The 12,346-nt window shown below is 43.8% G+C and carries 12 protein-coding genes; 9 read left to right on the top strand and 3 right to left on the bottom strand.

The window, feature by feature from the left end; all coding sequences use genetic code 11:
• Nucleotides 1-45 precede the first annotated feature (45 nt).
• Nucleotides 46-369, bottom strand: a complete 324-nt coding sequence (gene grxD, locus PCC7418_RS03605; RefSeq protein ID WP_015224816.1) for a Grx4 family monothiol glutaredoxin — start codon at nucleotides 367-369, stop codon at nucleotides 46-48.
• A gap of 39 nt (nucleotides 370-408) precedes the next feature.
• On the bottom strand, nucleotides 409-669 hold the full coding sequence (locus PCC7418_RS03600) for a BolA family protein (protein ID WP_015224815.1): 261 nt from the start codon (nucleotides 667-669) through the stop codon (nucleotides 409-411).
• Between the two features lie 206 nt (nucleotides 670-875).
• Between PCC7418_RS03600 and psb34 the strand changes: the two genes are divergently transcribed.
• The 3 genes from psb34 (at nucleotide 876) to PCC7418_RS03590 (ending at nucleotide 3,249) form a co-directional block, all read left to right on the top strand.
• Nucleotides 876-1,046, top strand: a complete 171-nt coding sequence (gene psb34, locus PCC7418_RS20140; RefSeq protein ID WP_015224814.1) for a photosystem II assembly protein Psb34 — start codon at nucleotides 876-878, stop codon at nucleotides 1,044-1,046.
• A 205-nt stretch (nucleotides 1,047-1,251) separates the two neighbouring features.
• Nucleotides 1,252-2,352: a histidine kinase gene (locus PCC7418_RS03595; protein ID WP_015224813.1), complete on the top strand. Its 1,101-nt coding sequence runs from the start codon at nucleotides 1,252-1,254 to the stop codon at nucleotides 2,350-2,352.
• Between the two features lie 12 nt (nucleotides 2,353-2,364).
• On the top strand, nucleotides 2,365-3,249 hold the full coding sequence (locus tag PCC7418_RS03590) for an LD-carboxypeptidase (RefSeq protein WP_015224812.1): 885 nt from the start codon (nucleotides 2,365-2,367) through the stop codon (nucleotides 3,247-3,249).
• Between the two features lie 20 nt (nucleotides 3,250-3,269).
• On the opposite strand, the gene PCC7418_RS03585 is transcribed toward PCC7418_RS03590, so the two are convergent.
• Nucleotides 3,270-3,746 (bottom strand): CRR6 family NdhI maturation factor, encoded by a 477-nt coding sequence (locus PCC7418_RS03585; protein ID WP_015224811.1) that lies wholly within the window; start codon nucleotides 3,744-3,746, stop codon nucleotides 3,270-3,272.
• A 72-nt stretch (nucleotides 3,747-3,818) separates the two neighbouring features.
• On the opposite strand from PCC7418_RS03585, the gene PCC7418_RS03580 reads away from it, so the two are divergent.
• The 6 genes from PCC7418_RS03580 to PCC7418_RS03555 all read left to right on the top strand — a co-directional run bounded on the left by PCC7418_RS03580 (nucleotide 3,819) and on the right by PCC7418_RS03555 (nucleotide 12,294).
• Entirely contained in the window at nucleotides 3,819-4,697 is an 879-nt protein-coding gene (locus PCC7418_RS03580) for a tetratricopeptide repeat protein (protein WP_015224810.1), read from the top strand.
• A 36-nt stretch (nucleotides 4,698-4,733) separates the two neighbouring features.
• Complete coding sequence (locus tag PCC7418_RS03575) at nucleotides 4,734-7,220, top strand: DNA topoisomerase (ATP-hydrolyzing) subunit A (protein WP_015224809.1); 2,487 nt, start codon at nucleotides 4,734-4,736, stop codon at nucleotides 7,218-7,220.
• A gap of 392 nt (nucleotides 7,221-7,612) precedes the next feature.
• Nucleotides 7,613-8,464, top strand: a complete 852-nt coding sequence (locus PCC7418_RS03570; RefSeq protein ID WP_015224808.1) for a shikimate dehydrogenase — start codon at nucleotides 7,613-7,615, stop codon at nucleotides 8,462-8,464.
• 329 nt (nucleotides 8,465-8,793) lie between these two features.
• Nucleotides 8,794-9,615: a Tab2/Atab2 family RNA-binding protein gene (locus PCC7418_RS03565; protein ID WP_015224807.1), complete on the top strand. Its 822-nt coding sequence runs from the start codon at nucleotides 8,794-8,796 to the stop codon at nucleotides 9,613-9,615.
• 96 nt (nucleotides 9,616-9,711) lie between these two features.
• The gene (locus PCC7418_RS03560) at nucleotides 9,712-10,221 is read left to right on the top strand and encodes an inorganic diphosphatase (protein ID WP_015224806.1); all 510 of its coding nucleotides are present in this window, start codon (nucleotides 9,712-9,714) and stop codon (nucleotides 10,219-10,221) included.
• A gap of 396 nt (nucleotides 10,222-10,617) precedes the next feature.
• Nucleotides 10,618-12,294: an AarF/ABC1/UbiB kinase family protein gene (locus PCC7418_RS03555; RefSeq protein WP_015224805.1), complete on the top strand. Its 1,677-nt coding sequence runs from the start codon at nucleotides 10,618-10,620 to the stop codon at nucleotides 12,292-12,294.
• Nucleotides 12,295-12,346: the final 52 nt, after the last annotated feature.

Below are 12,346 nucleotides of genomic sequence, written 5' to 3'. Positions count from 1 at the left end.
AATCACTAGTTACTCGGGGTGCTTATTGTGTTTGATTACACTGATTTAAGAGGCAAGGGCAACCTCTAGCATTTGCTGTAACTCATTATTTTGATACAGTTCAATCATAATGTCACAACCGCCCACAAACTCTCCATTTAAGTAAACTTGCGGGATGGTTGGCCAATTGGAATATTCTTTAATCCCTTGACGAACTTCAGGATCATCTAAAACATCATAAGTTTCATAGGGAACGCCCATCACGTTTAAGATTTGCACGACATTATTAGAAAAGCCACACTGGGGCATTAACTTCGTTCCCTTCATGAAAACAAAAACTTTGTTGCTATTAACTAAATCTTCGATCCGTTGTTTAACTTCGGGTGCCATAGTCAATTCTATATTTTCAGTTTAAGTACACAATAACTTTTAAACCGTTTGACTTGCTTGTTGCCAAGCTGTCGGAGTGTAAGTTTTCAGCGCGAGAGCATGAATGGCTTCTGAGGCCATTGCCTCTTGTAAAGCCCCATACACCATTTGATGTTGTTTAACCCGTGTTTTCCCCTCAAACTCCGAGGAAATCACGATCGCTTCTAAATGATCGCCCCCACCCGTTAAATCTTGCACTTTCACTTCTGCATCGGGGAGTTGGTTTTTGATCATGGTTTCTACTTGCTCTAGACTAATCATAATTAAAGAGGCGAGTCCAAATAACGACTGTTTCTATTTTAAGTGGTCAGAGGAAAGCCATCTGGACTATTTTTTCTGATTGGTTTGGTCACGAATGCTGATTCCAGAAAATGCAAAGAAATGTAAAAAAACGGAAAAAATACTTAACTAAACCAGCACAATTTACTAATATATGGCAACGCAGTATAAAAAATAAGGATTTTAGTATGCCATATACCGAAGAAGATGGCGGTCGCCTCAATAATTTTGCCGTACAGCCAAAAATGTATGTTGCCGATGCCCCCAATAAAAAGCAAAAACGCAATTATATCATCATGGGGGGTCTCTCCCTGTTATTGATTGGGGGTTTATTATTAGTTACATTTACCATCTCCTAAATCACATCCGCCCAATCGCACGCTGCGATCTGGGTGAGGCTTCCCCAAACGACCAGCAAGAGTTTCTTCCCTGTTTTTCTGATCACTAACCGCAAGGTAGGATTCTCAACCCTTCTGCTAAATTTTGCTTAAAGTTGATATCTTAGGGCTAGGTTGTCAAGAGCAATCGACTTCTAATACGCATGAAGAGGATAGATAAAAGATAGTGCCACTACAGCTACTCTTGTTCATTGATGAGCGATCGAGCTCTCAAGAGCATATCCAAGGAATAAAAAGCTACCTCCAAGCTCTCAAAGATGACTATCCCTTTGAATTACAAATGATTAATGTTGCGGAGCAGCCCCATTTAGCTGAGCATTTTCGCTTAGTCGCAACCCCCGCATTAGTCAAAATTACACCCACTCCTCGCCAAACCATCGCAGGAACTAACCTAGTTGCCCAACTGGAACAATCATGGCCGTCTTGGGTGGAAAGTGCACAACAAGAATCATCAGAGGAAGCAGAAGATGCTTCATCCACCAATGAGTCAGTTACCTATTCGACAGAGTTAATTCGGCTTTCTGATGAAATTTTTCGTCTCAAGCAAGAAAATCAAGAACTCAACGAACAAATTAAATTTAAAGATCAAGTGCTAGCGATGTTAGCGCATGATTTGCGTAATCCTCTCACTGCTGCTTCCATTGCGATGGAAACTTTAGAATTAACTGACCAAAACCCTGATCCCCAGCGAGTGGAAAAAATTAAAAAACAAATTTTCAAGCAAGCCCAGACTCAGTTTCGCATTATGAATCGGATGATTACCGACATTTTGCAAACGGCGCGGGGGAAAAATGCTGAGTTGCAAATCCATCCCCAAAAACTCAACTTGCAGACCCTTGGCAATGATATTTTAGAGCAATTTGAAGAGACATTTGCTCGCAAATCATTACAGCTAAAAAAAGACTTACCCCAAGATGTTCCTGATGCTCATGCCGATCAAGAATTAATTCGACAGGTTTGGGTTAATTTACTGGATAATGCTGTTAAATACACCCCTGATGAAGGAACAATTAAGGTTTCCATTCTCCATCGCACCTCCCAGAAAATTCAGGTAACAGTTTGTGATGATGGTCCTGGGATTCCGCCAGAGCAACGAGAACAAATTTTTGAAGGTCATGTGCGCTTAAAACGGGATGAAGCCAAGGAAGGGTATGGTTTGGGGCTTTCTTTGTGTCGCCAAGTGGTACGCGCCCATTATGGACAAATTTGGGTGGATAGCGATGCGAATCGGGGCAGTTGTTTCCACTTTACCCTACCCGTGTATTGATGAAGTTTGATCATGCTTTTATCTCCTCCTTGCCTTCAACCCAATGACACTGTTGCCGTTATTTCTCCTAGTGGGGCCTTAAAAGAAAAAGAACAATTTGAGAAAGGGTTAGCCATTTGGCGCAGTCGGTATCACGTGGAATTAATTTCTCCCCACGAAAGGAACAGTTACCTTGCTGGAAGCGACGAACACCGCCGTTATACATTGCATGAAGCATGGACGAACCCAGATTATAAAGCGATTCTTTGCAGTCGTGGGGGCTATGGCAGTATGCGCTTACTGGAACAATGGTCTTGGGAAATGTCTGTAACCCCAAAGTGGTTAATCGGTTTCTCAGATGTGACAGCGTTGCTATGGAGTCTTTACCAGCAAGGGATTATGGGGTTACATGGTCCAGTTTTGACAACTTTAGGAGAAGAACCCCATTGGTCGATTGAACGTTTGTTTGGTTATCTCGAAGGACAAGAACTTCCCCCCTTAAAAGGTAAAGGTTGGGGCGGTGGAAGGGTTAGCGGAAGGTTACTCCCTGCTAACTTAACCGTTGCGACGCATTTGTTGGGAACACCATTACAACCTTGTTTAGAAGGGGTGATTCTGGCTTTAGAAGATGTAACCGAAGCTCCATATCGCATTGACAGAATGCTCACACAATGGCGATTATCGGGTGTCTTGGACAAAATTGGCGGGTTGGCGTTAGGGCGGTTTAGTCGTTGTCAAGCCCCCGCCGAAACTGTCAGTTGGAGTGTTGAGGAAGTATTGCGCGATCGCGCTGCGGATTTAAATTGTCCTATTGTTTCTAATTTACCCTTTGGACATGATGGGGCAAATGCTGCTTTACCCGTGGGAGAAGTGATGCTGTTAGATGGCGATCGCGGAGATATGAAGATGGGGGGGTAAGACCGTTGGCATCTTTAATTCTAAGTGACACTTTTGAAGAACGATTCATCTACCTCATAGCCCAACATCTGACTAAAAGAAATAATGCGCCCATAACCTGAAATTTGTTGCGCTTGTAGCCAATCGTAGAGCACAAAAACTTTTCTCATTACAAAAATTTCTAAGGCTTCGGGGTTAAATTGAATCCCTTCGGCGCGACTAAACTGGTGGGGAACTAACATGGCAGTATAACGGGCTAACTCGCCATTACGCCAGTCGAGAAAGAAGATAAACCAAGGATAAACCGTGTCTAGCCGTAAAAACCAAAGCCGAATTTCTGGAATCTCCGAAAGTTCCCGAGGATCTGTGGGGTCTCGCGGATAATCAATCTCAAATTGAAATTGTTGTTCGTATTCGGTTAGGCTTCCACTACTTAAAATTGAGTCCAGTTGCGTTTGAACAGGTGATAAGTCTAAACGATCAATGCTATCTTGAGTTAACTTGATGGTTATGGTCATCGTTGAAAAAATATCGGTGTCCTGAACTATCTTAAGACAAGAGTGACAACAACGCTTAAAGCAAGAGGCGCTATGGGGTTAAAGCACAATTGGTTAATTTCTCTGGTGGCTTGCGCGGGGATGTGGGGTCTGGCTGTCCCTGCATCTCACGCCCAAGCCTTACTCCCACACACATTAGAACCAGATTTTGAAAATTTAGAAGAACAGGGGTTAGCCCTTGCTCAAGATGCAGCACAGTTGGTACGGTTTCAACAATATGATGCTGCATTAGCCCGCGCAAAAGTAGCCACACAACTCGCACCAGAGGCTTATCAACCTTGGTTCATTTTGGGCACTCTAGAAGCGAGAAACGAAAACCTCGATCAAGCCCTGATGGCGTTGCAAAAAGCCCATGCACTTGCGCCAGAAGAGCCACAAGTGCTATTTACTCTGGGGTCAGCCTATTTTCAACAAGGGAATTATGAACAAGCGATTCAGGAGTTAAAAGCAGGGTTAAATTTGAAGCCCGACTCGCCAGAAGCCTTATTTGATATTGGGAATGCTTATCTGAAAACCAGTGAATATGACAGCGCGATCGCGTCTTATGAAAAAGCAGCAAACTTAGAAGAAGGGTTTTGGCCCGCTATCAATAATATTGGCTTAATTGAATACGAACAGGGTAAACTCAATGCTGCTGTTGAAAAATGGCGCATGGCAGCAGAAATCGCAGAGAATGCAACCGAACCCAAACTCGCGATCGCGGTCGCCCTTTATCACCAAGGAAAGCGCCAAGAAGCGATCGCGCTGGGAAAAAACGCTCTCAGTTCAGACAGTCGGTATGCTAACCTCGAATTCTTAGAAGAAAATCTCTGGGGAGAAAAGTTACTTGCAGATACCGAAGACTTTTTTGCCTCACCAGTGATGGAAGCAACCTTAAGTCGTTTACAAATCAACGCACCTGATCAACAGTAAATAACAGTCTCTCCAACAGCAGCATAGGTAACGGGAATGGCAAAACAGTTAAATCTTATTGGTGGTAATCAAATTATCCCCACTGCACTCCATACAGAAATGGAACAGTCCTATCTTGAATATGCCATGAGTGTCATTGTGGGACGCGCCCTCCCCGATGTGCGGGACGGTTTAAAGCCTGTTCATCGACGCATTCTGTATGCAATGCACGAGTTAGGATTAACGCCCGATCGTCCCTTTCGCAAATGCGCCCGTGTGGTGGGGGATGTTCTCGGGAAATATCACCCTCATGGCGACCAAGCGGTGTACGATGCGCTGGTGCGGATGGTGCAAGAGTTTTCTTCCCGTTATCCTCTGTTGTCGGGACATGGCAATTTTGGCTCGTTGGATAATGATCCCCCTGCTGCGATGCGTTACACGGAAACCCGTCTCGCCGCGATCGCCCATGATTCTCTCCTCAGTAATATTGGTGAAGCAACGGTTGATTTTGTTGATAACTTTGATAATTCTCAACAAGAACCGGTTGTCCTCCCAGCACAATTACCCCTTCTATTGCTTAACGGCTGTTCAGGAATTGCAGTGGGGATGGCGACCAATATTCCCCCGCACAACTTAGGGGAAGTGGTAGATGGGTTAATTAAACTCATTGATAAGCCTGATTTACCTGATGAGAAGTTATGGGAGTTAATTCCAGGTCCTGATTTCCCCACTGGGGGCGAAATTATTGATGGGGAAGGGATTCGGGATGCGTATCGCACGGGTCGGGGAACGATTCGGGTGCGTGGTGTGGTGAATGTGGAACATCTTAATCTTGGCAAACGGAAGCGCGATCGGACTGCACTGGTAGTCACTGAGTTTCCCTTTCAGGTGAATAAAGCGGGATGGATTGAAAAAGTTGCTGAGTTAGTGAATGCGGGACGGATCGAAGGCATTGCAGATATTAGGGATGAAAGTGACCGCACTGGAGTGCGAGTGGTTATTGAATTAAAACGAGATGCTTCTCCCGATCATGTTTTGGGGCAACTGTATCACCAGACTGCGCTGCAATCCAATTTTGGGACAATTATGTTGGCGTTGGTGAATAATAAGCCTTGTCAGTTGTCCTTGCGGGAATTATTGGAGAATTTCTTATCCTTTCGGGAAGAAACGCTCACTCGCCAATATACCCATCAGTTAGAAGTAGCGCGGAAACGGTTACACATTGCGGAAGGGTTACTGGCTGCATTAAATCATCTTGATGCTGTGATTGATATTCTGCGGAATGCACCTGATGGCAGTACCGCGAAAGCCCAATTACAGGTACAGTTAGGGATTAGTGAGGAACAAGGGGACTCCATTCTCGCGATGCCAATGCGCCGTTTGACGGGATTAGAACGCCAAAAGTTAGAAGCAGAAGTCAATGATTTGCGAGAAGAAATTACCCATCTCGACACCCTGTTATCCGATCGCCATGAGTTATTAAAAGCCCTGAAAAAAGAACTGCGATCGCTGAAAAAACGCTATGGAAACGAACGACGGACGCGCATTATTTCCCCATCAACAACAGAAACCTCACCCTCTCCTTCTAAGTCCAAAGCGAAAGGGAATCAAGGAGACGCTGCACCTGTGGCCAAACCGCCAACTGCACCCCCAGACTCGGCAATTTTAGAAATTACGCGACAAGGAAGTGTTTATTGGACACCAGAAGCAACAAACGAAAAAGGGAATAAAAATAAGGATTTTGTTGTTTTCCGTAGTCCGTTGCATACAGAGCAATCTTTAATCACGATTACCGATGCTGGAAAAGCCTACAGCCTGAAAACTGAGAGTATTCCCCCGATGTATCAAAAACAAAATACATCTCTCAACAAAGTCTTACAGGGGATTCCCGCCAAAACCGAAGAAACGCCTTTGTCTCACCTCCCTCTTCCAGAAAAAGATGTTATTTTGCTAACCCAACAAGGACGGATTAAGCGGTTGGCTACTGCTGATATTGCGAGTATTGGTAATCGGGGATTGAGTTTAGTGAAATTAAAAGAGCGCGATCGCGTTGTTGATTTATGTTTGACCACAGAAGATCAAAATTTCCTCCTTGCGACCTCTGGTGGTCGGATTCTCCGTTTTCTCGTCAATGATCAACAAATCCCACAAATGGGACGAACCGCCCAAGGAAACCTCGCCACCCGTTTACGTCAACAAGAAGAAGCCGTCGGCTGTGTCTCGCTATCAGGAGAAGCCTCTATTCTGCTCGTCTCACAACTGGGTTATGCCAAACGCATCCCTGTGAGTACCATTCGGCGCGGAAGTCGTAACGATATTGGCACACAATGTCTTCAATTTACCAGCATCAGCGATCGCGTTGTGGGAATGGTTGCAGCAGAAACTGAAACCAAGGTCGTCAAACTGTTAAGCGATCAAGGGCGGGTCTTCTCCTTAACGATGAAAGACGTTGCTATCTGGGGGAAAGATGGCGTGGGCGATCGCGCTGTCAACCTGAAAGCCGAAGAAACGATTACCCAAGTCATTCCGATTGTTGAAATTTGACATACTCACCGCCCTAGAAGGACGGTGATTCTTCGGTCTTCACAGATTCCGAATTACTGGTTCAGCGACACCACTTACTGATTTAAGTTTCCCTGAATCAACAGAGGTGGGAGTCTCCCCAGTCGTTTCCTATGCACGAGGCAGTTCCCCAATGCCCTTGGGTACTTTTAGACAATCAAAACTTATTGTTGATTGGTTTAATCTCGGCGAGAGATCAAGGTTTTTAGACTGGTTGAATACCTTTCCAGCGTTTTCCTATATTAACACAAGAACTCCCTAAAGGGAGGGGCTTTAAACCCGTGATTTAATGGTAACAGCAATTGTTTTTTGTCCCTTGTCCTTTGTTATTTAATAACTAAGGACTAATGACCAATGACTAATGACCAAATAATATGATTACAGGAAAAACAAAACTGTTAGGAGTGATTGGCGATCCCGTGGAACATTCCTTATCGCCAGTGATGCACAATGCCGTCTTAAATCATCTGGGGTTAGATTATGTTTATCTCCCCTTACCTGTCAAAAAAGGGGATTTAGAACGAGCTTTAGCAGGATTTACTGCCATTGATTTAGTTGGATTTAATGCCACCATTCCCCATAAACAAGCCATTATTCCTTACCTCAATCGCATTACCCCAGAAGCGCAACAAGTGGGTGCAGTGAACACCGTTTGGCGTACCGAAGCAGGCTGGGAAGGCACAAACACCGATGTTGATGGTTTTATCGCTCCCTTAAAATCTTTGGATCAAGATTGGTCAAATATAACTCCCGTGATTCTGGGAAATGGCGGTGCAGCCCGTGCGGTGATTGTCGGTTGTGCGAAGTTAGGCTGTTCAGAAATTGCGGTTGTGGGACGAAATCAAGAAAAATTAGAGCAATTTAAAAGCAGTTGGGCAAATACAGGGGTTTCTGCTGCCATAAAAACCTATCTGTGGGAAGAGTTACCCCATTTAGTATCGCAAACTCAGCTTTTAGTGAATACCACGCCGATTGGAATGTCCCCTGATGCAGATGCGTCTCCTGTGGAAAGAGAGATCTTAAAGGAATTACCCAACTGCGCGATCGCGTATGACTTAATTTATACCCCACGCCCGACGCGCTTACTGCAACTTGCCCAAGATAATGCAAATGCAGTTACTTTTGATGGTTTAGAAATGCTGATTCAACAAGGAGCAGCAGCCTTAGAAATCTGGTTACAACAGCCCATTCCCGTGGAAATCATGCGCTCAGCCTTAAACAAATAACATTGACCAATCTCGATCAGTCAACTAATGCACTATTTCGTGATTTTCGCTACCTTTTTCCCAAAAATCGTAAAAAAAGTTTGCAAAACTTTACGATGATTGTTAAACTACTTGTAGTAGAACCAAATTGTCCCATCTCCTGAACTGAGACGAACAGCAGCGTCAGGCGGTCTTGGTGCAACTTAGGTTTTCTCCTCCCAACGCAGCAAGCTAGACAAGCCAGCCTCCTGGGCTGGTTTTTTTTGTGAATTGTATATTAAGAGAGCTATTTCCTGCTATTTCCTGAAATGATCGTTAAAATGTAGGCTGAACTTTAGTCAGACTTAGCAATGAGTGAAGGCAAATCCTGCTGGCAAGTCGATTTCTACCGACTTCCCCAAGCGAATGCAAGTCAGGAATCAGTGTGGGAACTGGTGGTTTGTGATGAAGTTGAGAAAACCGTCAAAACTCAATCTTGTTTCCAAGCAGAAGCAACGGTGGATTGGTTAATCACTCATTTAAGGGCGATCGCGCAAGGATCGTTTCCAGAGAAAATCAAAGTTTTTCGCCCCGAATCGTTACAGTTATTGCAGTTAGCGGGAGACAAACTAGAAATTAGTGTGGAAGGAACGCGACATACCCCCTTTTTAAGACAAGTCTTGCGCGATCGCGGTGGGGAAGAAAGAGTTAAAGTGGAATCTCCGCCACCACAGCCCTTACCAGAAGAAATTTGGGGAGAACAATGGCAATTTGCCAGTCTCAATGCTGAGGAAATTGAATATCGCCTCCCCGAACGTCCGATTCCGTTTCGGGAAATTCCGCCAGAATTAAGTCCCTTTCAACTGAATCTGGGGTCAACCACTCTCATTCCAGGAATTATTATCTATGGTGGGCGACAGTCTTGGCAACTAGCACAATGGTTTGCTGAGACCGAACCGATGGCGATTGAATATATTCCGACCGCCGTTGGTGAGTCTGGGGGGTTAGTCTTAGAAGCAGGGTTGCGCGATCGCTGGGTGATTATTACTTTTGAAGATCCAGAAGTGGCAAAAGCTGCAGAAAAATTTCAACAACGGAAACAAAACAGCAACGGACTGCACTTTCTTCTCATCCAACCCGATAACTCAGGAATGACTGATACTGGCTTTTGGTTATTAGCCGATTCCTGTTAAATTTTGGTCAACAGCCACGGTAAGATTAAACCCTTGGTAGGGGTAGTTTTCTATCCCTGCTGAAAGCATAGTTGTCATTATTTGAGGAGAAAACCCTTGGATTTAGCAAAAATTCCCGCGCAACCCAAACCCGGTTTAGTTAATATTCTGATTGAAATTCCTGGTGGTAGTAAAAATAAATACGAATTTGATAAAGACTTAAATGCCTTCGCGCTCGATCGCGTTCTCTATTCTTCGGTTCAATATCCCTATGATTACGGATTCATTCCCAATACACTGGCGGATGATGGCGATCCCCTTGATGGCATTGTCATCATGGATCAACCCACTTTCCCAGGTTGTGTCATTACCGCCCGTCCCATTGGAATGTTAGAAATGATTGATGATGGCGATCGCGATGAAAAACTGCTTTGTGTTCCTGACAAAGATCCCCGCTTCCAAGAAGTGTCCTCTCTGCAACAGATTGCACCTCATCGTTTAGACGAAATTTCTGAATTTTTTGGCACTTACAAACGTCTAGAGAAGAAAGAAACCGAAATCTTAGGCTGGAAAGATGTGGACAGCGTGAAAGCACTGGTTGAACAATGTGTGAAAGCAGTCGGTTAATCGGTTAGCATCCTTGCTTTTCCCCAAGTGGTTCTCCCCGGTGCCTTGGCATCGGGCAGGGCTGCTTCATTCTCCCCCTTAAATTGACAGGACAAGTCCTGAAAGCGTTTTGAGGGGTTGAATCGATGCTTTTTTCTGACTTTTTGACTAATGAATCAGAAAAAAAGTCATGAAATCTCTCCCACCCCCCGATCTCCCCATCTCCCCACAGGCGAGTTGATTTCAAAAGCATGAAACGACCCGGCTTGGCATCGGGGGGATTGAATATCAGTTGCAATCAATCGCTAACTTTGCGATGATAGAAATATTAAGATATCTTGCAGTTTAATAATCTAGATTCATCTAAACGGCAATGACACGCCCTCGGCGGTGTAGTAAAATTTAACAATGAAATTTATGCAAAAACAAACCAGACCGCGTTACGACGCAGAAAGGATCGCGCAAGAATACCGTCAATCTCCTTTTCTGGTTATGCGACGACTTTTAGTCCTTGTTTGGGTTTTAGGCGGGTTTTTCCTTCGTTTAAAGCTGGATCAATGGCGCAAGGTTGAAGAAAAAAATAAGTATAAACGAGCGCGAGAGTTACGAGAATTATTAACCCATCTCGGTCCGACTTATATTAAAGTGGGACAGGCGTTATCCACTCGTCCTGATTTGGTACGGAAAGACTTTCTTGAAGAGTTAACCAAGTTACAAGATCAGCTTCCTCCTTTTGATAGCGCGATCGCGTTCCAAATTATTGAACAAGAGTTACAACGTCCCATTAAACAGGTCTATCGGGAAATTTCCCCGCAACCGATTGCTGCTGCTAGTCTAGGACAAGTTTATCGGGCTGTCCTCTATTCTGGGGAAGAAGTAGCGGTGAAAGTGCAACGTCCGAATTTAGAGCCGATTCTCACCCTTGATTTATACATCATGCGTTGGGGCTTGAGTAAAATTAAATCCTTCCTCCCTCTTAATTTAGGACATGATTTAACTTTAATTATAGATGAGTTTGGAACAAAATTATTTGAAGAAATTGATTATATTAACGAAGGGCAAAATGCTGAGAAATTTGCCCTAAATTTTCAAAATGAATCTAGTGTTAAAGTTCCTAAAATTTATTGGGACTATACCAGCTATTGTGTTCTCACCTTGGAATGGATTAATGGGTTTAAATTAACCGATACCAGTAAAATTCAAGCAGCTAATTTAGAAGAAAATGATTTAGTAGAAATCGGCGTTGTCGCGGGACTCAGACAATTATTAGAACACGGTTTCTTCCACGCCGATCCTCACCCTGGAAACTTATTTGCGATGCCAGATGGACGCATGGCTTATATTGATTTTGGCATGATGGATCAGTTAGAAGAGCAAACCAAAGAAACCATCGCCAGTTCCGTTGTTCACTTGTTAAATAAAGATTATGAACGCCTAGCGGAAGATTTTATCTTTTTAGGTTTTCTTGCTCCTGATACAGAAATTGAACCCATTTTACCTGCTTTAGAACAGGTTTTAGGGAATGCAATGGGGGAAAGTGTTAAAAACTTTAATTTCAAAACGATTACCGATCAATTCTCGGAATTAATGTATGAATATCCGTTCCGAGTTCCTGCCAAGTTTGCTTTAATTATTCGCTCTTTAATTACTCAAGAAGGACTCGCATTAACCCTTGATCCAGACTTTAAAATTGTAGAGGTTGCTTATCCTTATGTTGCTCAACGCCTGCTGCGAGGAGAGTCTCCAGAAATGCGTCGGCGGTTAATTGAAGTCTTATTTAAAGATGGGAAATTCCAATGGCAACGGTTAGAAAATATGATCGCGATCGCGCGAACCAATGATGAAAATTTCGACTTACTCCCTACCGCCCGTTTAGGCTTACAATATCTGCTTTCTGAGGAAGGAAACTATCTACGCAGACAACTGTTACTCGCCTTAACTGAAGATGAACAACTGCAAACTGAACAAGTGCAACGGCTTTGGAATTTAGTGAAAGAAGATCTAAAACCTGCTAAATTATTTGATGTTGCTTTAAGTAGTTTGCGAGAACTCTCACTGGAAGAAGTCGCAGCCCTGAAAGCGATTCGTCCTTGAAACAAAAGTTCTTACTCTCACGAAGAACAAATAACAAATAACAAATAACCTA

The sequence above is a fragment of the Halothece sp. PCC 7418 genome (assembly GCF_000317635.1).
Classification (GTDB): domain Bacteria; phylum Cyanobacteriota; class Cyanobacteriia; order Cyanobacteriales; family Rubidibacteraceae; genus Halothece.
The sequence above is the reverse complement of the archived record's forward strand: the minus strand, read 5'-3'. Positions and strand labels throughout refer to the sequence as shown.

Coding starts and splice junctions, on each gene's coding strand:
- grxD (WP_015224816.1), bottom strand. CDS start 369: ATGGCACCCGAAGTTAAACAACGGATCGAAGATTTAGTTAATAGCAAC.
- PCC7418_RS03600 (WP_015224815.1), bottom strand. CDS start 669: ATGATTAGTCTAGAGCAAGTAGAAACCATGATCAAAAACCAACTCCCC.
- psb34 (WP_015224814.1), top strand. CDS start 876: ATGCCATATACCGAAGAAGATGGCGGTCGCCTCAATAATTTTGCCGTA.
- PCC7418_RS03590 (WP_015224812.1), top strand. CDS start 2,365: ATGCTTTTATCTCCTCCTTGCCTTCAACCCAATGACACTGTTGCCGTT.
- PCC7418_RS03585 (WP_015224811.1), bottom strand. CDS start 3,746: ATGACCATAACCATCAAGTTAACTCAAGATAGCATTGATCGTTTAGAC.
- PCC7418_RS03580 (WP_015224810.1), top strand. CDS start 3,819: ATGGGGTTAAAGCACAATTGGTTAATTTCTCTGGTGGCTTGCGCGGGG.
- PCC7418_RS03575 (WP_015224809.1), top strand. CDS start 4,734: ATGGCAAAACAGTTAAATCTTATTGGTGGTAATCAAATTATCCCCACT.
- PCC7418_RS03570 (WP_015224808.1), top strand. CDS start 7,613: ATGATTACAGGAAAAACAAAACTGTTAGGAGTGATTGGCGATCCCGTG.
- PCC7418_RS03565 (WP_015224807.1), top strand. CDS start 8,794: ATGAGTGAAGGCAAATCCTGCTGGCAAGTCGATTTCTACCGACTTCCC.
- PCC7418_RS03555 (WP_015224805.1), top strand. CDS start 10,618: ATGCAAAAACAAACCAGACCGCGTTACGACGCAGAAAGGATCGCGCAA.